This window comes from Dryocola baronae, from assembly GCF_051297175.1.
In the GTDB taxonomy this organism is placed as follows: domain Bacteria; phylum Pseudomonadota; class Gammaproteobacteria; order Enterobacterales; family Enterobacteriaceae; genus Dryocola.
Map to the genome: position 1 here is coordinate 614,952 of NZ_JBINNY010000001.1, position 19,809 is coordinate 634,760.

Annotated in this window: 17 protein-coding genes and 2 tRNA genes; 18 read left to right on the forward strand and 1 reads right to left on the reverse strand. The window is 52.5% G+C overall.

Going from position 1 to position 19,809, the window contains the following annotated elements:
• The gene (gene yhbY, locus ACSPHG_RS02910) at positions 1 to 294 is read right to left on the reverse strand and encodes a ribosome assembly RNA-binding protein YhbY (protein ID WP_202304119.1); all 294 of its coding nucleotides are present in this window, start codon (positions 292 to 294) and stop codon (positions 1 to 3) included.
• A gap of 125 nt (positions 295 to 419) precedes the next feature.
• Here yhbY and rlmE point away from each other — a divergent pair, with 125 nt between their 5' ends.
• The 18 genes from rlmE to mtr all read left to right on the forward strand — a co-directional run bounded on the left by rlmE (position 420) and on the right by mtr (position 19,806).
• Positions 420 to 1,049 (forward strand): 23S rRNA (uridine(2552)-2'-O)-methyltransferase RlmE, encoded by a 630-nt coding sequence (gene rlmE, locus ACSPHG_RS02915; RefSeq protein ID WP_271123860.1) that lies wholly within the window; start codon positions 420 to 422, stop codon positions 1,047 to 1,049.
• A 56-nt stretch (positions 1,050 to 1,105) separates the two neighbouring features.
• Positions 1,106 to 3,046: an ATP-dependent zinc metalloprotease FtsH gene (gene ftsH, locus ACSPHG_RS02920; RefSeq protein WP_435952022.1), complete on the forward strand. Its 1,941-nt coding sequence runs from the start codon at positions 1,106 to 1,108 to the stop codon at positions 3,044 to 3,046.
• A 100-nt stretch (positions 3,047 to 3,146) separates the two neighbouring features.
• A complete protein-coding gene (folP, locus tag ACSPHG_RS02925; RefSeq protein WP_435952023.1) occupies positions 3,147 to 3,995 on the forward strand; it encodes a dihydropteroate synthase in 849 nt (282 codons plus the stop codon).
• Positions 3,988 to 5,325 carry a phosphoglucosamine mutase gene (gene glmM / locus ACSPHG_RS02930; RefSeq protein ID WP_435952024.1) on the forward strand — a complete coding sequence of 446 codons (1,338 nt, stop codon included), beginning with the start codon at positions 3,988 to 3,990 and terminating at the stop codon, positions 5,323 to 5,325. The genes folP and glmM overlap by 8 nt, the downstream gene beginning before the upstream one ends.
• 232 nt (positions 5,326 to 5,557) lie before the next feature.
• Positions 5,558 to 5,890 (forward strand): preprotein translocase subunit SecG, encoded by a 333-nt coding sequence (gene secG, locus ACSPHG_RS02935; RefSeq protein ID WP_435952025.1) that lies wholly within the window; start codon positions 5,558 to 5,560, stop codon positions 5,888 to 5,890.
• Between the two features lie 48 nt (positions 5,891 to 5,938).
• Positions 5,939 to 6,025: transfer RNA gene (locus tag ACSPHG_RS02940), tRNA-Leu, on the forward strand.
• A 59-nt stretch (positions 6,026 to 6,084) separates the two neighbouring features.
• Positions 6,085 to 6,161, forward strand: a tRNA-Met gene (locus ACSPHG_RS02945).
• A gap of 208 nt (positions 6,162 to 6,369) precedes the next feature.
• Positions 6,370 to 6,822 (forward strand): ribosome maturation factor RimP, encoded by a 453-nt coding sequence (gene rimP, locus ACSPHG_RS02950; protein WP_435952026.1) that lies wholly within the window; start codon positions 6,370 to 6,372, stop codon positions 6,820 to 6,822.
• A gap of 27 nt (positions 6,823 to 6,849) precedes the next feature.
• Positions 6,850 to 8,337, forward strand: coding sequence for a transcription termination factor NusA (nusA, locus tag ACSPHG_RS02955; RefSeq protein WP_435952028.1), 1,488 nt, complete (start codon positions 6,850 to 6,852; stop codon positions 8,335 to 8,337).
• Between the two features lie 24 nt (positions 8,338 to 8,361).
• Positions 8,362 to 11,046 (forward strand): translation initiation factor IF-2, encoded by a 2,685-nt coding sequence (infB, locus tag ACSPHG_RS02960; RefSeq protein ID WP_435952029.1) that lies wholly within the window; start codon positions 8,362 to 8,364, stop codon positions 11,044 to 11,046.
• Between the two features lie 69 nt (positions 11,047 to 11,115).
• Positions 11,116 to 11,520: a 30S ribosome-binding factor RbfA gene (gene rbfA / locus ACSPHG_RS02965; protein WP_435952031.1), complete on the forward strand. Its 405-nt coding sequence runs from the start codon at positions 11,116 to 11,118 to the stop codon at positions 11,518 to 11,520.
• Positions 11,520 to 12,464, forward strand: coding sequence for a tRNA pseudouridine(55) synthase TruB (gene truB, locus ACSPHG_RS02970; RefSeq protein ID WP_435952033.1), 945 nt, complete (start codon positions 11,520 to 11,522; stop codon positions 12,462 to 12,464). The genes rbfA and truB overlap by 1 nt, the downstream gene beginning before the upstream one ends.
• A 154-nt stretch (positions 12,465 to 12,618) precedes the next feature.
• Entirely contained in the window at positions 12,619 to 12,888 is a 270-nt protein-coding gene (gene rpsO, locus ACSPHG_RS02975; protein WP_002434239.1) for a 30S ribosomal protein S15, read from the forward strand.
• A 247-nt stretch (positions 12,889 to 13,135) separates the two neighbouring features.
• Positions 13,136 to 15,268, forward strand: a complete 2,133-nt coding sequence (gene pnp, locus ACSPHG_RS02980; RefSeq protein WP_435952035.1) for a polyribonucleotide nucleotidyltransferase — start codon at positions 13,136 to 13,138, stop codon at positions 15,266 to 15,268.
• 119 nt (positions 15,269 to 15,387) lie between these two features.
• Entirely contained in the window at positions 15,388 to 16,272 is an 885-nt protein-coding gene (gene nlpI, locus ACSPHG_RS02985; protein WP_435952036.1) for a lipoprotein NlpI, read from the forward strand.
• A gap of 110 nt (positions 16,273 to 16,382) precedes the next feature.
• Positions 16,383 to 16,460, forward strand: coding sequence for a protein YrbN (yrbN, locus tag ACSPHG_RS02990; RefSeq protein ID WP_183270882.1), 78 nt, complete (start codon positions 16,383 to 16,385; stop codon positions 16,458 to 16,460).
• Complete coding sequence (locus ACSPHG_RS02995) at positions 16,453 to 18,402, forward strand: DEAD/DEAH family ATP-dependent RNA helicase (RefSeq protein ID WP_435955926.1); 1,950 nt, start codon at positions 16,453 to 16,455, stop codon at positions 18,400 to 18,402. Before yrbN ends, ACSPHG_RS02995 begins: the two co-directional genes overlap by 8 nt.
• A gap of 159 nt (positions 18,403 to 18,561) precedes the next feature.
• Entirely contained in the window at positions 18,562 to 19,806 is a 1,245-nt protein-coding gene (gene mtr / locus ACSPHG_RS03000; protein ID WP_435952037.1) for a tryptophan permease, read from the forward strand.
• Positions 19,807 to 19,809: the final 3 nt, after the last annotated feature.

Below are 19,809 nucleotides of genomic sequence, written 5' to 3' on the forward strand. Positions count from 1 at the left end.
TTATTTTGGCAGAGAAATCTTACGCTCTTTAGATGGGCGATATAGCACCAGCGTTTTTCCGATGACCTGTACATTACAGGCGCCGGTTTCCCGCACGATAGCATCCACTATCAAGGTTTTCGTCTCGCGATCTTCTGTTGCGACTTTGACCTTGATTAACTCATGGTGCTCAAGTGCTTGTTCAATCTCGGCCAGTACCCCTTCGGTCAAACCATTATTGCCAAGCATAACTACTGGCTTGAGTGGATGAGCAAGACCTTTCAGGTGCTGTTTTTGTTTAGTACTCAGATTCATCGTATTATTTGCTTACGTTGGGATTGAAAACGGTTCATTCTACCGCCATCTCCAGTGTATCGCCAAATCGGCTGTGCTGATTTTTAACAGTCTGCCACTCACGATGAACAAAGTTGGAATTTGAGATGACAGGTAAAAAGCGTTCTGCCAGCTCCAGTCGCTGGCTGCAGGAACACTTTAGCGATAAATATGTACTTCAGGCACAGAAAAAGGGGTTGCGTTCCCGTGCCTGGTTTAAACTTGATGAAATACAGCAAAGTGACAAACTTTTTAAGCCAGGAATGACGGTAGTCGATCTTGGTGCTGCGCCCGGAGGCTGGTCACAATACGTTGTGACAGAAATCGGGAATCAGGGGCGAATCATTGCTTGCGATCTTTTACCAATGGATCCTATCGTTGGTGTTGATTTCCTTCAGGGCGATTTTCGTGATGAATTAGTCGTCAAAGCCCTGCTGGATCGTGTTGGTGACAGTAAAGTTCAGGTTGTCATGTCAGATATGGCACCAAACATGAGCGGGACACCGGCAGTAGATATTCCTCGCGCCATGTATTTGGTAGAACTGGCACTGGAAATGTGCCGCGATGTTCTGGCGCCGGGCGGAAGTTTTGTAGTGAAAGTGTTCCAGGGCGAAGGTTTCGATGAATACCTGCGAGAAATTCGCTCCCTGTTTACGAAGGTTAAAGTTCGTAAACCGGACTCTTCTCGTGCCCGCTCACGTGAAGTGTACATTGTAGCGACCGGGCGCAAAGTATAGTACCCTGACGCTGTTTGTTAACACAGTTGTAATATGAGGTTAATCCCTTGAGTGACATGGCGAAAAACCTAATACTCTGGCTGGTCATCGCGGTTGTGCTGATGTCTGTGTTCCAGAGCTTTGGGCCCAGCGAGTCAAACGGCCGTAGGGTGGATTACTCCACTTTCCTGTCTGAAGTAAATCAGGACCAGGTTCGTGAAGCGAGTATCAATGGACGTGAAATCAAAGTTACCAAGAAAGATAGTAACCGATACACGACTTACATCCCCGTTAACGATCCCAAGCTGCTTGATAATCTGCTGACCAAGAACGTTAAAGTTGTAGGCGAACCGCCTGAAGAGCCAAGCTTGCTGGCTTCTATCTTTATTTCCTGGTTCCCAATGCTGTTGTTGATTGGGGTCTGGATCTTCTTTATGCGCCAAATGCAGGGCGGCGGTGGCAAAGGTGCCATGTCGTTCGGTAAGAGCAAGGCGCGTATGCTCACCGAAGACCAAATCAAAACCACTTTTGCGGACGTTGCAGGCTGTGACGAAGCAAAAGAAGAGGTTGCTGAGCTGGTTGAGTACCTTCGTGAGCCGAGCCGTTTCCAGAAACTGGGCGGTAAAATCCCGAAAGGCGTGCTGATGGTTGGCCCTCCGGGTACCGGTAAAACCCTGTTGGCTAAAGCCATTGCGGGTGAAGCGAAAGTACCATTCTTTACCATTTCCGGTTCTGACTTCGTAGAAATGTTCGTTGGTGTGGGCGCATCCCGTGTGCGTGACATGTTCGAACAGGCGAAGAAAGCTGCACCGTGCATCATCTTTATCGATGAAATCGATGCCGTAGGCCGCCAGCGTGGCGCAGGCTTGGGCGGTGGTCACGATGAACGTGAGCAGACGCTGAACCAGATGCTGGTTGAGATGGATGGCTTCGAAGGTAACGAAGGTATCATTGTTATCGCTGCAACTAACCGTCCAGACGTACTTGACCCAGCGCTGCTGCGTCCAGGCCGTTTCGACCGTCAGGTTGTAGTTGGCTTGCCAGATGTGCGTGGCCGTGAGCAAATCCTGAAGGTGCATATGCGCCGTGTGCCTCTGGCACCCGATATCGACGCGGCAATCATTGCCCGCGGTACGCCAGGCTTCTCCGGTGCGGACCTTGCGAACCTCGTGAACGAAGCTGCGCTGTTTGCGGCTCGTGGCAACAAACGCGTTGTGTCGATGGTTGAGTTCGAAAAAGCGAAAGACAAAATCATGATGGGTGCGGAGCGTCGCTCCATGGTGATGACGGAAGCGCAGAAAGAATCTACCGCGTATCACGAAGCTGGGCATGCGATTATTGGCCGTCTGGTACCTGAGCACGATCCGGTACATAAAGTCACCATTATTCCGCGTGGCCGAGCTCTGGGCGTAACGTTCTTCCTGCCGGAAGGCGATGCAATCAGCGCAAGCCGTCAGAAACTCGAAAGCCAGATTTCCACGCTGTACGGCGGTCGTCTTGCCGAAGAGATCATTTACGGGGCAGAACACGTTTCTACCGGTGCGTCTAACGACATTAAAGTCGCGACTTCCATCGCTCGTAACATGGTTACCCAGTGGGGCTTCTCTGAGAAACTCGGTCCGCTATTGTACGCGGAAGAAGAAGGCGAAGTGTTCCTGGGCCGTAGCGTTGCGAAAGCGAAGCATATGTCCGATGAAACCGCACGTATCATCGATCAGGAAGTGAAGCTGCTGATTGAGCGTAACTACGCTCGTGCTCGCCAGCTCCTGAACGAGAACATGGACATTCTTCACACCATGAAAGACGCGCTGATGAAGTATGAAACCATCGATGCACCTCAGATCGACGATCTGATGGCTCGCCGCGATGTGCGTCCGCCAGCTGGTTGGGAAGATTCAAACAACGGCAGCAGCAACAATTCTGACAACAACGGTACACCACGTGCACCGCGTCCGGTCGATGAACCGCGTACGCCGAATCCTGGTAACACCATGTCAGAACAGCTGGGCGATAAATAAGCCGAGTCTGACCTATGTTTTTGCAGTAAGTTATTCAAACCCCGGGCTGGTCCCGGGGTTTTTGTTTTTGTCTCAACCGAAGTTTAACCAAGGAACTTTGATGAAACTGACCGCTCAGGGCACCACGCTCGATCTCTCCCATCCCCACGTTATGGGCATCTTAAATGTGACTCCGGATTCGTTTTCCGATGGTGGAAAACACAACTCGCTGGTTGAGGCGGTAAAACACGCCAACGCCATGATTAATGCCGGAGCGACCATAATTGATATCGGTGGAGAATCTACGCGTCCAGGTGCGGCTGAAGTCAGCGTGGAGGACGAGCTGGCCCGCGTCATCCCCGTAGTGGAAGCCATTGCCCAGCGCTTTGAAGTGTGGATTTCGGTGGATACGTCCAAGCCTGAAGTGATTCGCGAAGCCGCCCGTGTAGGCGCGCATATCATCAACGATATTCGCTCGCTGACCGAACCTGGAGCTTTGGAAGCTGCGGCGCAAACGGGGTTGCCGGTTTGCCTGATGCACATGCAGGGCAATCCAAAAAATATGCAGCAGGCTCCGCATTATTCCGACGTTTATGCTGAGGTGGATAGCTTCTTTGTTGAGCATATAGCTCGCTGCGAGGCGGCAGGCATCGCAAAAGAAAAATTGTTGCTCGACCCCGGCTTCGGTTTCGGTAAAAATCTCAGCCATAATTACCAGCTTCTTGCCCGACTTTCAGAATTCCATCATTTTGGCTTACCGCTTTTAGTTGGAATGTCGCGTAAATCTATGGTTGGCCAACTGCTTAACGTCGGGCCCGATCAGCGCCTGAGCGGCAGTCTTGCGTGTGCCGTTGTGGCGGCCATGCAGGGGGCACATATCATTCGGGTCCACGACGTGAAAGAAACCGTAGAGGCCATGCGCGTGGTTGAGGCCACACTTTCAGCGAAGGAAAACAAACGCTATGAGTAATCGTAAATATTTTGGTACCGATGGCATTCGTGGACGCGTCGGCGACAGTCCAATCACTCCTGATTTTGTGCTGAAGCTGGGCTGGGCAGCGGGCAAGGTGTTGGCTCGCCATGGCTCACGTAAAATCATCATCGGTAAAGACACGCGTATCTCTGGCTACATGCTTGAGTCTGCTCTTGAAGCGGGTCTTGCTGCTGCGGGCCTCTCTGCCTCTTTCACAGGCCCAATGCCAACCCCAGCAGTGGCTTATCTGACTCGTGCGTTCCGTGCCGAGGCTGGGATCGTAATTTCTGCTTCCCACAATCCTTATTACGATAACGGGATTAAATTCTTCTCCATCGATGGCACCAAGCTGCCTGACGAAGTGGAAGAAGCTATCGAAGCGGAAATGGAAAAAGAAATTACCTGTGTGGATTCCGCTGAACTGGGTAAAGCCAGTCGTATCGTCGACGCAGCGGGCCGCTATATCGAGTTCTGCAAAGGCACCTTCCCGAACGAGCTTAGCCTGAGCGGGCTGAAAATCGTTGTGGACTGCGCCAACGGGGCGACCTACCACATCGCACCAAATGTATTACGTGAACTGGGCGCAAAAGTCATTGCGGTGGGCTGCGAGCCGGACGGCGTAAACATCAACGAAAAATGCGGTGCTACGGACGTTCACATGCTCCAGGAGCGTGTGCTGGCAGAAAAAGCTGACCTGGGTATCGCATTCGATGGCGATGGCGACCGCGTTATTATGGTCGATAACCAGGGTCTTAAGGTCGATGGCGACCAGATCCTGTATATCATCGCTCGTGAGGGTCTGCGTCAGGGGCAGCTACGTGGCGGAGCAGTGGGCACGCTGATGAGCAACATGGGCCTAGAGCTTGCGCTTAAGCAGCTCGGCATTCCGTTCGCACGTGCCAAAGTAGGTGACCGCTACGTGCTGGAAAAACTACAGGAAAAAGGCTGGAGAATTGGTGCGGAAAACTCCGGACACATTATCCTGCTAGATAAAACCACTACAGGCGACGGCATCGTTGCAGGTTTGCAAGTGCTCACCGCTATGGTTCGTAACCATATGAGCCTGCACGATCTGTGCAGCGGCATGAAGCTGTTCCCGCAAATTCTGGTAAACGTTCGCTTTAAAGCGGGCAGCGGCGATCCGCTTGAACACGACAGCGTGAAAAAAGTGACCGCTGAAGTAGAGGAAGCACTTGGCAGCCGAGGCCGCGTACTGCTGCGTAAATCGGGTACCGAGCCATTAATTCGCGTGATGGTTGAGGGTGAAGACGACGCGCTGGTAACCGAGTATGCAAACCGCATTGCTGACGCCGTAAAAGCCGTATAATAAATTGCTGTAAAATCGAACGAAAAGGCGGCTTTTGCCGCCTGATATGTAAGCGAAAACGGGTGTATTGATGCTTTTTTCCGCAGTCGGTGAAATGTGACAAAATTGCCCTTGCGCACCTTGGCTGCTTTGGTTAGTATTCTCACCCGCTTCAGTGGGTAAACGAAATATTGCCCGCTACACTGGTTTGAAGCAATTGGTATGCGGTAATCCCGCAAGGAACAGGTTGATTATGTACGAAGCTCTTTTGGTAGTTTTCCTTATTGTAGCCTTGGGCCTTGTAGGTCTGATCATGCTGCAACAAGGTAAAGGCGCTGATATGGGAGCCTCCTTCGGAGCAGGCGCTTCCGCAACATTATTCGGCTCAGGTGGTTCTGGTAACTTCATGACCCGCATGACTGCTGTGTTGGCAACGCTGTTCTTCATCATCAGTCTGGTGCTGGGCAATATCAACAGCAACAAAACCAGTAAAGGAAGTGAGTGGGAAAATCTGAGTCAGCCAGCGAAATCTGAGCAGACTACTGCCCCGGCAACTACCAAGCCAAGCAGTGATATCCCGCAGTAATAAGCAGTAAGCTTCTGTACGGTAAGAACTGATTACCGTGCGCAAAGTGCCGAGGTGGTGGAATTGGTAGACACGCTACCTTGAGGTGGTAGTGCCCGATTGGGCTTACGGGTTCAAGTCCCGTCCTCGGTACCAAATCCCAGCAATTCTTGCATTTATTGCAATTCTGGCGTAGTATTTGCCACGTTTTCGGACGCGGGGTGGAGCAGCCTGGTAGCTCGTCGGGCTCATAACCCGAAGGTCGTCGGTTCAAATCCGGCCCCCGCAACCACTTTCCCTGAGAGTTCTTTTTCAAATATACTGTGAGCCATTTGGTGCCTCGCGAAGAATTTAGAAAAAAATTCTCCTGGACGGTGTCCGGGCCGCAATTGCGGCATACAGGGTTCAGTTATATAAAGCCCCGATTTATCGGGGTTTTTTGTTATCTGACTTCAGAATAACTGGGCTATATGCCCTTTTTTTATGTCTTGGGGGTGGGCTTGTCCACATTAGAGCAAAAATTAACAGAGATGATTACAGCACCCGTGGAAGCACTGGGTTACGAATTGGTGGGTATCGAATTCGTTCGAGGTCGCCAGTCTACGCTGCGCATCTATATTGATAGTGAAGATGGCATCAATGTTGATGATTGCGCTGATGTCAGTCACCAGGTCAGTGCAGTGTTAGACGTCGAAGACCCTATCACCGTGGCCTATAACCTTGAAGTTTCCTCACCTGGTCTCGATCGCCCAATGTTCACGGCAGAACATTACGTTCGCTATACTGGCGAAGAAGTGAGCATTGTGTTGCGTATGGCCGTGCAAAACCGTCGCAAATGGCAGGGTATTATCAAAGCCGTTGAGGGTGAGATGATCACGGTCACGGTCGAAGGCAAAGATGAAGTGTTCGCACTGAGCAACATCCAGAAAGCGAACCTGGTACCCCACTTTTAATAGTTTGGATTGAGGTGAAAACCCAGGATGAACAAAGAAATTTTGGCTGTTGTAGAAGCAGTTTCCAACGAGAAATCTCTCCCACGTGAGAAGATTTTTGAAGCGCTGGAAAGTGCGCTGGCAACAGCGACAAAGAAAAAATACGAGCAAGAGATTGATGTCCGTGTAAGCATCGATCGTAAAAGTGGTGACTTTGACACTTTCCGCCGCTGGGTCATTGTAGAAGAAGTGACGCAGCCGACGCGTGAAATCACCCTTGATGCCGCTCGCTTCGAAGATCCTGAACTGAACGTAGGCGAATACGTTGAAGATCAGATCGAATCCGTTACCTTTGACCGCATCACGACTCAAACGGCTAAACAGGTTATCGTACAGAAAGTACGTGAAGCTGAACGTGCGATGGTTGTGGATCAATTCCGTGAGCACGAAGGTGAAATCATCACCGGCGTGGTCAAAAAAGTTAACCGCGACAACATCTCTCTGGATCTGGGTAGCAACGCTGAAGCCGTCATCATTCGTGAAGACATGCTGCCACGCGAAAACTTCCGTCCAGGCGACCGTATTCGCGGCGTACTTTATGCCGTACGCCCTGAAGCTCGTGGCGCACAGCTGTTCGTTAGCCGTTCCAAACCGGAAATGCTGATCGAACTTTTCCGCATCGAAGTGCCAGAAATCGGCGAAGAAGTCATTGAAATCAAGGCCGCAGCTCGCGACCCTGGTTCACGCGCAAAAATCGCCGTGAAAACTAATGACAAACGTATCGATCCAGTTGGCGCTTGCGTCGGTATGCGCGGCGCGCGCGTACAGGCAGTTTCCACTGAACTGGGTGGCGAGCGTATTGATATCGTGCTGTGGGATGACAACCCGGCGCAGTTTGTTATCAACGCGATGGCCCCGGCTGATGTGGCTTCCATTGTGGTTGACGAAGACAAACACACGATGGATATCGCGGTAGAGGCAGGCAACCTGGCGCAGGCGATTGGCCGTAATGGTCAAAACGTGCGTCTGGCAGCACAGCTAAGCGGCTGGGAACTCAACGTTATGACCGTTGATGACCTGCAGGCTAAGCATCAGGCTGAAGCACATGCAGCCATTGATACCTTTACCAAGTACCTCGACATTGACGAGGATTTCGCCACCGTGTTGGTTGAAGAAGGTTTCTCAACGCTCGAAGAACTGGCTTACGTGCCGATGAAAGAGCTGTTAGAAGTTGATGGCCTTGATGAAGACACAGTGGAAGCATTACGTGAACGCGCTAAAAACGCCCTCACCACCTTGGCTCTTGCTCAGGAAGAAAGCCTTGGCGATAACAAACCTCAGGATGATCTGCTGAATCTTGAAGGTATGGATCGCACGCTGGCCTTTAAACTGGCATCGCGTGGTGTGAGCTCGCTGGAAGACCTGGCTGAGCAAGGCGTTGATGACCTGTCAGATATTGAAGGTTTAACCAATGAGAAAGCCGGTGAATTAATCATGGCTGCTCGTAATATCTGTTGGTTTGGCGGCGAAGCGTAATAAACTGTAGCAGGAAGGAACAGCATGACAGATGTAACCGTAAAAGCGCTGGCCGCAGAGATTCAGACCTCCGTGGACCGCCTGGTACAGCAATTTGCTGATGCAGGGATCCCGAAGTCTGCTGATGATTCTGTTTCCGCGAACGAGAAACAAACGCTGCTGGCGCACCTGAACCGTGAACATGGTTCAGCACCAGACAAGTTGACATTACAGCGCAAAACGCGCAGTACTTTAAACATTCCAGGTACCGGTGGGAAAAGTAAATCGGTACAAATCGAAGTCCGCAAGAAGCGCACCTTTGTGAAACGTGATCCGCAAGAGGCTGAACGCCTTGCAGCGGAAGAACAGGCGCAGCGTGAAGCGGAAGAGCAAGCCCAACGTGAGGCACAGGAAGCTGCCAACCGTCAGGCGCAAGAAAAAGCTAAGCGTGAAGCTGAAGAAAAAGCTAAGCGTGAAGCCGCTGATAAAGCGAAACGTGAAGCTGCGGAAAAAGACAAAGTGAGCAATCAACAAGACGATATGACGAAAACCGCCCAGGCCGACAAAGCCCGCCGCGAAGCTGAGGCTGCCGAGCTTAAGCGTAAAGCGGAAGAAGAAGCCCGTCGCAAACTCGAAGAAGACGCACGTCGTGTAGCTGAAGAAGCCCGTAAAATGGCTGAAGCTAACGCAGGCGTCTGGACGGAAGAAGAGAAAGTGGAAGACGACAAAACTGATTACCATGTAACCACTTCTCAGCATGCCCGCCAGGCAGAAGACGAAAACGATCGCCAGGTAGAAGCTGGGCGTACTCGTGCTCGTACTACTGCAACTAAAGCACCACGCCAGAAGAAAGGCGGCAAGCACGGCGAATCTAAAGCTGACCGTGAAGAAGCGCGTGCAGCAGTTCGCGGTGGCAAAGGCAAACGTAAGCCTAGCTCCCTGCAACAGGGCTTTAACAAGCCTGCGCAGGCGGTTAACCGTGACGTCGTGATCGGCGAAACCGTCACTGTTGCTGAACTGGCTAACAAAATGGCTGTTAAAGGCTCTCAGGTCATCAAAGCGATGATGAAGCTGGGCGCTATGGCAACCATTAACCAGGTCATCGATCAGGAAACCGCTCAACTGGTTGCTGAAGAGATGGGCCACAAAGTTATCCTGCGTCGTGAAAACGAGCTGGAAGAAGCGCTGATGAGCGACCGTGACACCGATGCAGTGGCAGAAGCCCGCGCGCCGGTTGTGACCATCATGGGTCACGTTGACCACGGTAAAACCTCTCTGCTTGACTACATTCGTTCTACTAAAGTTGCGTCCGGCGAAGCGGGTGGTATTACCCAGCATATCGGTGCATACCACGTAGAAACTGACAACGGCATGATCACCTTCCTGGATACCCCGGGCCACGCAGCCTTTACTTCAATGCGTGCTCGTGGTGCTCAGGCAACGGACATCGTTGTACTGGTTGTTGCAGCTGACGATGGCGTGATGCCGCAAACTATTGAAGCAATCCAGCACGCGAAAGCGGCGCAGGTGCCGGTAGTTGTTGCAGTAAACAAAATCGATAAGCCAGAAGCCGATCCAGACCGCGTTAAGCAAGAGCTGTCTCAGTACGGCATCATGCCGGAAGAGTGGGGCGGTGAAAGCCAGTTCGTACACGTATCTGCGAAAGCGGGTACAGGCATCGACGATCTGCTGGATGCTATCCTTCTGCAGGCTGAAGTTCTCGAACTGAAAGCGATGCGTGAAGGTATGGCAAGCGGCGTTGTTATCGAATCCTTCCTAGATAAAGGTCGTGGTCCGGTTGCAACCGTTCTGGTTCGCGAAGGCTCCCTGAACAAAGGCGACATCGTGCTGTGTGGCTTCGAATATGGCCGTGTTCGTGCAATGCGTGACGAACTGGGCCGCGAAGTGACTGAAGCAGGTCCTTCTATCCCTGTTGAGATCCTCGGCCTGTCCGGTGTTCCAGCTGCGGGTGATGAAGTGACCGTTGTTCGTGACGAGAAAAAAGCGCGTGAAGTTGCTCTCTATCGTCAGGGCAAATTCCGTGAAGTGAAACTGGCTCGCCAGCAGAAATCCAAACTGGAAAACATGTTCGCCAACATGACCGAAGGCGAAGTGTCCGAAGTGAACGTTGTGCTCAAAGCAGACGTTCAGGGTTCTGTGGAAGCGATCAGCGATTCCCTGCTGAAGCTGTCTACTGATGAAGTTAAAGTTAAAATCATCGGTTCCGGCGTGGGCGGTATCACTGAAACTGACGCAACGCTTGCTGCAGCTTCCAACGCAATCCTCGTTGGCTTCAACGTTCGTGCTGATGCATCTGCTCGTCGCGTCATCGAAGCGGAAAGCCTGGATCTGCGTTACTACTCCGTCATCTACCATCTGATCGACGAAGTGAAAGCGGCGATGAGCGGCATGCTCTCTCCAGAATTGAAACAACAGATCCTCGGCCTGGCCGAAGTTCGCGATGTGTTCAAATCACCGAAGTTTGGTGCCATCGCAGGTTGTATGGTTACCGAGGGCGTGGTCAAACGTCACAACCCAATCCGCGTACTGCGCGACAACGTTGTTATCTATGAAGGCGAGCTGGAATCCCTGCGCCGCTTCAAAGATGATGCCAACGAAGTCCGTAACGGCATGGAATGTGGTATCGGCGTTAAGAACTACAACGACGTGCGTGTTGGCGATGTTATCGAAGTCTTCGAAATCATCGAAATCCAGCGTACGATCGCCTGATAGAAGCCGAGTTATCGGTCATATCTTAAGGGGGGCCACGCGCCCCCCGATTTGTATGGAGAATTTAATATGGCGAAAGAATTCGGTCGTCCTCAGCGCGTCTCTCAGGAATTGCAGAAAGAAATCGCAATCATCCTGCAGCGCGAAATTAAAGACCCGCGTCTGGGCATGATGACCACCGTCTCCGGTGTGGAAGTGTCGCGCGATCTGGCTTATGCCAAAGTCTTTGTTACCTTCCTTAACGACAAAGACGAAGCCGCAGTGAAAGAAGGCATCAAAGTATTACAGGACGCCTCCGGTTATATCCGCAGCCTGCTGGGCAAAGCGATGCGTCTGCGTATCGTGCCTGAACTGACCTTCTTCTACGACAACTCACTGGTTGAAGGGATGCGTATGTCTAACCTGGTTTCTAACGTCATCCGCAACGATGACGAGCGCCGCGTAAACGATTCGGATGACAGCAAGGAGGATTGATGAGTCGTCCTCGTCGTCGTGGTCGTGATATCCATGGCGTGTTGTTGTTAGATAAGCCGCAGGGCCTGTCTTCCAACGACGCGCTGCAAAAGGTTAAGCGAATCTATAACGCCAACCGTGCCGGCCACACCGGCGCGCTGGATCCGCTGGCTACCGGTATGCTGCCGATCTGCCTGGGTGAAGCGACAAAGTTTTCGCGATATTTGCTGGATTCCGACAAGCGTTACCGCGTGATTGCCCGTCTGGGACAGCGTACCGATACCTCAGACGCCGATGGTTCCGTCGTGCAGGAACGTCCGGTTACCTTTAGCGAGCAGGAGCTTGCGGCTGCGCTTGAAAGCTTCCGCGGTGAAACCATGCAGGTGCCATCGATGTATTCGGCGCTTAAGCATCAGGGAAAACCGCTATACGAATATGCGCGTGCAGGCATTGAAGTTGAACGCGAAGCGCGTCCAATCACCGTTTATGAACTGCTGTTTATTCGTCATGAAGGCGATGAACTTGAGCTTGAGATCCACTGCTCAAAAGGCACTTATATTCGTACCATTACGGACGATCTGGGTGAAAAACTGGGCTGCGGCGCGCACGTGACTTTCCTGCGTCGTCTGGCCGTGAGTAAGTATCCCGTTGAACGTATGGTAACGCTTGAGCATTTGAACGAACTGCTTGAGCAGGCGCAGCAGCAGGGCATTGAGCCTGGCGTTCTGTTAGATCCTTTATTAATGCCAATGGACAGTCCGGCATCGGACTTCCCGGTAGTGAATTTACTACCTGCGGTGGCGGGCTATTTCAAAAATGGTCAGCCGGTTCAGGTTGCGGGCGCACCAGCTGAAGGGTTGGTACGCGTCACCGAAGGTGAAGAAGCTAAATTCATTGGCATGGCAGAAATCGATGATGACGGACGCGTTGCGCCTCGTCGTCTGGTCGTAGAGTATCCCGCCTGACTTCTGTAGTTACCTTGCGATAACAGGTTGCTACAGGTAAAATAGCGCGGCTTAGCATTCGAACCTTGTCTTACAAGGTATCGGGTGTGCACTGGGGGTTGCTGAATTAGAGATCGGCACCCTGTCTTTTTATCTAAAAATGTTGGAGTTGAAAATGTCTCTAAGCGTTGAAGCTAAAGCTAAAATCGTTTCTGAGTTTGGTCGTGGTACTAACGACAGCGGTTCTACCGAAGTTCAGGTTGCACTGCTGACTGCACAGATTAACCACCTGCAGGGTCACTTTGCAGAGCACAAAAAAGATCACCACAGCCGTCGTGGTCTGCTGCGTATGGTTTCTCAGCGTCGTAAACTGCTCGACTACCTGAAGCGTAAAGATGTTGCACGTTACACCAGCCTGATCGAGCGTCTGGGTCTGCGTCGCTAAGTCTTGCGAGTTTCAGAAAAAGGGGCCTGATAGGGCCCCTTTTTTCAACCTGACGGCAGCAATTCTAATGAAACTAATGTATTGTTGCTGTGTGTGATCTTTGTTGCAGAGGTTCGCGCGGCTAATGAGAGGCTTTATCCGCAGGGGCGGGTTAGGGTTGTCATTAGTCGCGAGGATGCGATAAAGGTCGGGTCATAACGGCACCGCGTGAAGTCACCGGAAGCCTAAGAATCTTAAGGATATTATCTTGCTTAATCCGATCGTTCGTAAATTTCAGTACGGTCAGCATACGGTCACAATAGAGACCGGTATGATGGCACGCCAGGCTACCGCAGCAGTAATGGTAAGCATGGACGACACCGCAGTATTCGTGACCGTAGTTGGTCAGAAAAAAGCTAAAGCCGGTCAGGACTTCTTCCCACTGACCGTTAACTACCAGGAGCGTACCTACGCTGCTGGCCGTATCCCAGGCAGCTTCTTCCGTCGTGAAGGCCGCCCAAGCGAAGGCGAAACCCTGATTGCGCGTCTGATTGACCGCCCGGTTCGTCCGCTGTTCCCAGAAGGCTTCGTTAACGAAGTTCAGGTTATTGCAACCGTCGTTTCCGTAAACCCACAGGTTCACCCTGACATCGTGGCAATGATCGGTGCATCTGCCGCTCTGAGCCTGTCTGGTATTCCATTCAACGGCCCAATTGGTGCTGCTCGCGTGGGCTACATCAACGATCAGTACGTGCTGAACCCAACCGCAGATGAGCTCAAAGAGAGCAAGCTGGACCTGGTTGTTGCTGGTACCGCTGGTGCTGTATTGATGGTTGAATCCGAAGCAGAACTGCTGAGCGAAGATCAGATGCTGGGCGCGGTTGTGTTCGGTCACGATCAGCAGCAGGTTGTTATCGAAAACATCAACTCCCTGGTTGCTGAAGCTGGCAAACCACGTTGGGACTGGAAACCAGAAGCCGTTAACGCTGAGCTGAATGCCCGCGTTGCAGCGCTTGCTGAATCCCGTCTGAGCGATGCTTACCGCATCACCGACAAGCAAGAGCGTTACGCGCAAATCGACGTTATCAAATCTGACGTTATCGCGGCTCTGCTGGCGGAAGACGAATCTCTGGACGACGCCGAGCTGAGCGACATCCTGCACGCTATCGAGAAAAACGTTGTTCGTAGCCGCATCCTGGCTGGTGAACTGCGTATCGATGGCCGTGAAAAAGACATGATCCGTGGTCTGGACGTGCGTACTGGCGTTCTGCCACGTACTCACGGCTCTGCTCTGTTCACCCGTGGTGAGACTCAGGCGCTGGTTACAGCAACTCTGGGCACCGCTCGTGATGCGCAGAACCTGGATGAGTTGATGGGCGAACGTACCGACAATTTCCTGTTCCACTACAACTTCCCTCCGTACTCCGTAGGCGAAACCGGCATGGTCGGTTCACCGAAGCGACGTGAGATTGGTCACGGTCGTCTGGCTAAGCGTGGCGTGCTGGCAGTTATGCCAGAAGCAGACCGCTTCCCGTACACCGTGCGTGTTGTGTCTGAAATCACTGAATCCAACGGTTCTTCTTCCATGGCTTCCGTTTGTGGTGCTTCTCTGGCACTGATGGACGCAGGCGTGCCAATCAAAGCCGCAGTAGCCGGTATTGCGATGGGCCTCGTGAAAGAAGGCGACAACTTTGTTGTTCTGTCTGACATTCTGGGTGACGAAGATCACCTGGGCGATATGGACTTTAAAGTTGCCGGTAGCCGTGAAGGTATCTCTGCACTGCAGATGGATATCAAAATCGAAGGTATCACCCGCGAAATCATGCAGGTGGCTCTGAACCAGGCTAAAGGTGCGCGTCTGCATATCCTTGGCGTGATGGAACAGGCTATCAACGCTCCGCGTGGCGACATCTCTGAATTTGCTCCACGTATTCACACCATCAAAATCAACCCAGACAAGATCAAAGATGTGATCGGTAAGGGTGGTTCTGTGATTCGTGCGCTGACTGAAGAAACCGGCACTACCATCGAAATCGAAGATGACGGTACCGTTAAAATCGCTGCGACCGATGGTGACAAAGCGAAACACGCGATCCGCCGTATCGAAGAGATCACTGCTGAAATCGAAGTAGGCCGTATCTACAACGGTAAAGTTACTCGTATCGTTGATTTCGGTGCGTTCGTGGCGATCGGTGGCGGTAAAGAAGGTCTGGTACACATTTCTCAAATCGCTGATAAGCGTGTAGAGAAAGTGACTGACTACCTGCAGATGGGTCAGGAAGTGCCGGTCAAGGTACTGGAAGTTGACCGTCAGGGCCGTGTTCGTCTGAGCATCAAAGAAGCAACCGAACAGTCTCCGGCTGAAGGTGCGGCAGCGCCAGCTGCGCCAGAAGCTGAGTAAGCTATACCTATTAAGCTCTCCATGGTGACATGGAGAGCTGTTTATTACGGAGCAGGATGCTCCGTTTTAGCAGCCGGCGGACAGGATGTTCATTCAATTGTTGTCTTCGGGAGTGGGAAATGAAGCCTTTTTTGCGCTGGTGTTTCGTTGCGACAGCTCTCGCGCTGGCAGGATGCAGCAACTCTGCCTGGCGTAAGAACGAAGTCCTGGCGGTACCACTGCAACCGACTTTGCAGCAGGAAGTGATTCTTGCACGCATGGAGCAGATACTTGCCAGTCGGGCTTTGACCGATGATGAACGCGCACAGCTTTTATATGAGCGCGGAGTGTTGTATGATAGCCTCGGCTTGCGGGCTCTAGCGCGAAATGATTTTTCACAAGCGCTGGCAATCCGCCCCGATATGCCTGAAGTATTCAATTACTTAGGTATATATTTAACGCAGGCAGGCAATTTTGATGCTGCCTATGAAGCGTTTGATTCTGTACTTGAGCTTGATCCAACTTACAACTATGCGCATTTAAATCGCGGTATCGCCCTCTACTACGGTGGTCGTTATCGTTTAGCGCAAGATGATCTGCTAGCGTTTTATCAAGACGATCCCAATGATCCGTTCCGCAGTCTGTGGCTCTATATTGCCGAAAGCAATATCGACGCCAAACAGGCCAAAGTGGCGTTACAACAGCGCCTCGATAAATCGGATAAAGAGCAATGGGGATGGAACATTGTCGAGTTCTACCTGGGGAACATTAACGAGAAAACGTTAATGGAACGCCTCGAGGCGGACGCAACGGATAACACCTCGCTCGCTGAGCATCTCAGTGAAACCAACTTCTATTTAGGTAAGTTCTACCTAAGTCTGGGGGAAAAGGACAGCGCCACGGCACTGTTCAAGTTAGCGGTCGCTAACAACGTACACAACTACGTTGAGCATCGTTATGCATTGTTGGAATTAGCGCTCTTGGGCCAGGAGCAAGACGACCTGGCAGAATCGGACCAGCAATAGCTGACGAACAACGATCAGCCCATACACTTTTTTATTAAAGTCATCACCTTAACGGGTGAGGGCGTTTTTGTTCGTTTATCAACCAAATTTGAGCCGGTTCACACTTTTCAATGAAAATTGCAGGTCAATTTCACGATGAGTTACGTAGACTGGCCGCCATCAACGAGGCACATGTACTACATGACTGATATCATCGAGACTACTACTATCGAAACTACTTTTTCCGATCTGGGGCTGAATGCCTCCATCCTTAAAGCCCTGAACGATCTGGGTTACGAAAAACCTTCTCCAATCCAGGCAGAGTGTATCCCACAACTGCTGGCTGGCCGCGATGTACTGGGTATGGCTCAGACAGGTAGCGGCAAAACTGCAGCCTTCTCTTTACCGCTGCTGCACAATCTTGATCCAGAGCTGAAAGCACCACAAATTCTGGTGCTGGCACCGACCCGCGAACTGGCGGTTCAGGTAGCTGAAGCCATGACGGATTTCTCTAAACATATGCACGGTGTAAACGTTGTTGCCCTTTATGGTGGCCAGCGTTATGACGTGCAGCTGCGCGCCCTGCGTCAGGGTCCACAAATTGTTGTGGGTACCCCTGGTCGCCTGCTTGACCACTTAAAACGCGGCACGCTGAACCTGTCCAACCTGAAAGGTCTGGTACTGGACGAAGCCGATGAAATGCTGCGTATGGGCTTCATCGAAGACGTTGAAACCATCATGGCGCAGATCCCGGCTGAACATCAGACCGCGCTGTTCTCCGCGACCATGCCAGAAGCGATTCGTCGTATTACTCGTCGCTTCATGAAAGATCCTCAGGAAGTGCGCATTCAGTCAAGCGTGACGACCCGCCCGGACATCAGCCAGAGCTACTGGACCGTCCACGGCATGCGTAAAAACGAAGCGCTGGTGCGTTTCCTGGAAGCAGAAGATTTTGATGCGGCGATCATCTTCGTTCGTACCAAAAACGCGACCCTGGAAGTGGCTGAAGCGCTGGAGCAAAGCGGCTACAGCAGCGCGGCTCTGAACGGCGACATGAACCAGGCGCTGCGTGAGCAGACTCTGGAGCGTCTGAAAGATGGTCGTCTGGACATCCTGATTGCAACCGACGTTGCGGCCCGTGGCCTGGACGTTGAGCGTATCAGCCTGGTTGTTAACTACGACATCCCGATGGATTCCGAATCTTACGTTCACCGTATCGGCCGTACCGGTCGTGCGGGTCGTGCTGGCCGTGCGCTGCTGTTCGTTGAGAACCGCGAGCGTCGTCTGCTGCGCAACATCGAACGCACCATGAAGCTGACTATTCCAGAAGTTGAACTGCCAAACCGTGAACTGCTGAGCGAGCGTCGCCTGGCTAAATTCGCGGCTAAAGTTCAGCAGCAGCTGGAAAGCAGCGATCTGGATCTGTACCGTGGCCTGCTGGCGAAAATCCAGCCTTCTGCTGAAGCAGAAGAAGCCCTGGATATGGAAACGCTGGCTGCTGCGCTGCTGAAAATGGCACAGGGCGAACGTCCTCTGATCCTGCCACCAGATGCACCAATGCGTCCACGTCGTGAGTTCAAAGAGCGCGATGAGCGTTTCGAACGTTCCGATCGTGCTCCACGCGGCGACCGTGCACCACGCGGTGACCGTCCACAACGTGAAGGTGACGCCCCGCGTCGCGAACGTCGTGACGTTGGCGATATGGAACTGTACCGCATTGAAGTGGGCCGTGATGACGGCGTTGAAGTTCGTCACATCGTTGGCGCTATCGCTAACGAAGGCGACATCAGCAGCCGTTACATCGGTAACATCAAGCTGTTTGGTACTCACTCAACTATCGAACTGCCAAAAGGCATGCCGGGCGAAATCCTGCAGCACTTTACCCGCACTCGTATTCTGAACAAGCCGATGAATATGCAGCTGATGGGTGACGCGCAGCCACGTACTGACCGTGGTGGCGAACGCCGTGGCGGCGGTGCGGGTCGTGGTTTCGGCGGCGGCGAGCGTCGTGAAGGCGGTCGTGGTCCACGTCGTGACGGCGCGGCACCGGCTGGCGGTCGTAGCTTCAGCGGCGAACGTCGTGAAGGCGCCCGTGGCCCACGTCGTGATGATGGCGCAGCACCTGCTCGTCGTCGTTCAACCGAAGCTTAATTGACCGAAGTTTATGCCTGTTGATGTTTAACAGGCAGTCATAAAAATCCCAGTGATGAATACTGGGATTTTTTTTATCCAAAGCGTACTCATGTACTGGTACAATACTCCGCAGTAAACCTGTCACCTCGACAGCCGTTCTCGTATTCAGGAATTTGTATGGCAACCTTATCGACCACCAAAGCCTCGCCCTCTATTCTCGGCGGCGTGATGATAATTGGTGGCACAATTATTGGCGCTGGCATGTTTTCGCTCCCGGTCGTGATGGCGGGCAGTTGGTTCTTCTGGTCGCTAGCCGCGCTGGTCTTCACCTGGTTTTGTATGCTGCATTCCGGGCTGATGATCCTGGAGGCGAACCTTAACTACCGCGTTGGCTCAAGTTTTGACACGGTCACCAAAGACCTGCTCGGCAAAGGCTGGAATCTGGTCAACGGGCTTTCCATCGCCTTCGTGCTTTATATCCTCACCTATGCCTATATTTCGGCGAGCGGCTCGGTTATCCACCACACGCTTAAAGAGATGTCGATTGCGTTCCCGGCGCGGTTCGCGGGCCTGATCTTCGCACTGGTGGTGGCATTTATTGTCTGGCTCAGCACGCAGGCGGTAAGCCGCATGACCACGATTGTGCTGGGTGCAAAAATCCTCACCTTCTTTATGACGTTTGGCGGCCTGATGTGGCACGTCGAGCCGAAAACCCTGCTCGACACGCAGGCGGTCAACCCGAGCTATCTGCCGTATCTGTTTATGACGCTGCCGTTCTGCCTGGCATCATTTGGCTACCACGGCAACGTGCCGAGCCTGATGAAATACTATGGCAAGGACCCACAAACCATTAAACGCTGCCTGATTTGGGGCACCGTGATGGCGCTGGTGCTGTATGCCATCTGGCTGGTTGGCAGCATGGGCAATATCCCGCGTGGCGATTTCATTGCCATCGCGGAGAAGGGCGGCAATATCGACGTGCTGGTGCAGGCGTTAAGCGGCGTGCTGAACAGCCGCGCGCTGGATATGCTGCTGATTATCTTCTCAAACTTCGCGGTTGCCAGCTCGTTCCTCGGCGTTACGCTTGGACTGTTCGATTACCTGGCCGACCTGTTCAAGTTTGACGACAGCCCGGTAGGCCGTTTGAAAACCGCGCTGGTGACCTTCATTCCGCCAATCCTGGGCGGCGTGATTTGGCCCGACGGTTTTATCTACGCGATTGGCTATGCTGGGCTTGCCGCGACTATTTGGGCTGCCATCGTTCCCGCGCTGTTGGCCAGAGCCTCACGCCGCAAGTTTGGCAGCCCGACATATCGCGTCTGGGGTGGGGATAAAATGATCGTGCTGATTCTGCTCTTCGGGGTGGGTAACGCGGTGATTCATCTTCTTTCGAGCTTTAACCTGCTGCCGGTTTACCATTAATGA